Origin of the sequence: Kocuria sp. CCUG 69068, assembly GCF_020833785.1 — a bacterium.
Classification (GTDB): Bacteria; Actinomycetota; Actinomycetes; order Actinomycetales; family Micrococcaceae; genus Kocuria; species Kocuria rosea.
This window is the reverse complement of record NZ_PDDL01000243.1, coordinates 1-1,258: the sequence shown is the minus strand read 5'-3', so window position 1 is coordinate 1,258 and position 1,258 is coordinate 1. Positions and strand designations below refer to the sequence as shown.

1 protein-coding gene is annotated in these 1,258 nt (G+C 74.9%); it reads right to left on the bottom strand.

Annotated elements, in window-relative coordinates; translation table 11 throughout:
• Positions 1-52 precede the first annotated feature (52 nt).
• Positions 53-1,063: an NAD-dependent epimerase/dehydratase family protein gene (locus tag CRM73_RS19310; protein WP_229588811.1), complete on the bottom strand. Its 1,011-nt coding sequence runs from the start codon at positions 1,061-1,063 to the stop codon at positions 53-55.
• Positions 1,064-1,258 lie beyond the last annotated feature (195 nt).

Here is a 1,258-nt window from a genome sequence, read left to right as displayed (position 1 = left end):
CGGAGCGGCCGGTGGAGCGCCCCGCCGGGCCGCCGCGGCCGGGCCCGCGCGCTCAGCGCGCCCGCACGGCGGTCTCCGGGAGGCCGGCGCCCTCCCGGAACCACTCGACGGTGCGCTCCAGCCCCACCGGCCACGGGACCTCCGGGGCCCAGCCCAGGACCTCGGTCGCGAGCGTGGTGTCCGGGCGGCGCACCATGGGGTCGTCGACGGGACGCTCGACGAACTCGACCCCCGAGGACGTGCCGGTCGCGGCGATGACGTCGTGGGCGATCTGCAGCACCGACAGCTCGTGCGGGTTGCCGATGTTCATGGGCCCGCTGTGCCCGCTGTCGGCCAGGGCCAGGATGCCGCGGACCAGGTCGGAGACGTAGCAGACGGAGCGGGTCTGGGCGCCGTCCCCCGCCACGGTGAGGGGCTCACCGGCCAGGGCCTGGCGGATGAACGTGGGGATCGCCCGGCCGTCGAAGGGCCGCATCCGGGGCCCGAAGGTGTTGAAGATCCGCACGATCGCCGTGTCCACCCCGTGCTCGGCGCGATAGGCGACCGTCAGGGCCTCGGCGAAGCGCTTGGCCTCGTCGTAGACCCCCCGCGGGCCCACCGGGTTGACGTGGCCCCAGTAGCTCTCGGCCTGCGGGTGCACCTGCGGGTCGCCGTACACCTCGGAGGTGGAGGCCAGCACGAACCGGGCGCCCTTGTCCTTGGCCAGGCCCAGGGCGTGGTGGGTGCCGATCGAGCCGACCTTGAGCGTGTGGATGGGCAGCTTCAGGTAGTCGATCGGGGACGCCGGGGAGGCGAAGTGCAGGACGAGGTCCACGTCCCCGGGCACGTGCACGTAGTCGGTGACGTCGCACTGGACGAGCCGGAAGCCGGGGTCGCCCACGAGGTGGCCGATGTTGGCCGCGGAGCCGGTGAGGAAGTTGTCGAGGCACACCACCTCGACCTCCCGGCGGCGCAGCTCGGTGCACAGGTGGCTGCCCAGGAAGCCGGTCCCCCCGGTCACCACGGCCCGGCGGATCGGACGGGTCGCGCTCGCGGCGGTGGTCGCGTTCGTTGTGGGATTCACGGTGCTCCTGACGGATCGGGACGGATGGGAACGGCTCGGCGAACGGGCCGGGTGGTGGGCGGCGGCCCTCAGGGCCGGGCCGGGACCCCGGCGCCCTGGGCGAGCTGGGCGCGGGCGGCGGCGAGGACCTCGTCGGCCGTCACGGCGGCGAGGCGGTCGTCCAGGGCGTCCGCGTGCGGATCGCCCCACGTCGCG